The sequence below is a fragment of the Nocardia sp. GTS18 genome (assembly GCF_013839555.1).
In the GTDB taxonomy this organism is placed as follows: domain Bacteria; phylum Actinomycetota; class Actinomycetes; order Mycobacteriales; family Mycobacteriaceae; genus Nocardia; species Nocardia rosealba.
Map to the genome: position 1 here is coordinate 1 of NZ_JACBIU010000074.1, position 396 is coordinate 396.

Annotated in this window: 1 rRNA gene; it reads right to left on the reverse strand. The window is 54.5% G+C overall.

The features are described from left to right. Positions 1–279: 279 nt before the first annotated feature. Positions 280–396 (reverse strand): 16S ribosomal RNA (locus HYG95_RS24440); the annotation flags it as partial.

Below are 396 nucleotides of genomic sequence, written 5' to 3' on the forward strand. Positions count from 1 at the left end.
TACCCAGACCTACTCAGCAGAATTACCCGCCGGCGGTTTCGAGGAAGATCTCATCGGATCGTTTGTTCTTGCCTTGAAAAAACACTTTCGCGTGTTCTTTCAGGACCCAATAGTGTGTCGGTATACCCATCGCAGCATCGGACTGAGCCGACGCTGTATGCGATGAAAATTGTCAGCGTTCCACCCATGAGCGTCCGCAGACCTACATACGAGGTCTAAACGGTCTCTGACACAACCACTCTCGACTCTTCGAGGTGTTCGTGTAGATGTGCTCCTTAGAAAGGAGGTGATCCAGCCGCACCTTCCGGTACGGCTACCTTGTTACGACTTCGTCCCAATCGCCGATCCCACCTTCGACGGCTCCCTCCCACAAGGGGTTAGGCCACCGGCTTCGGG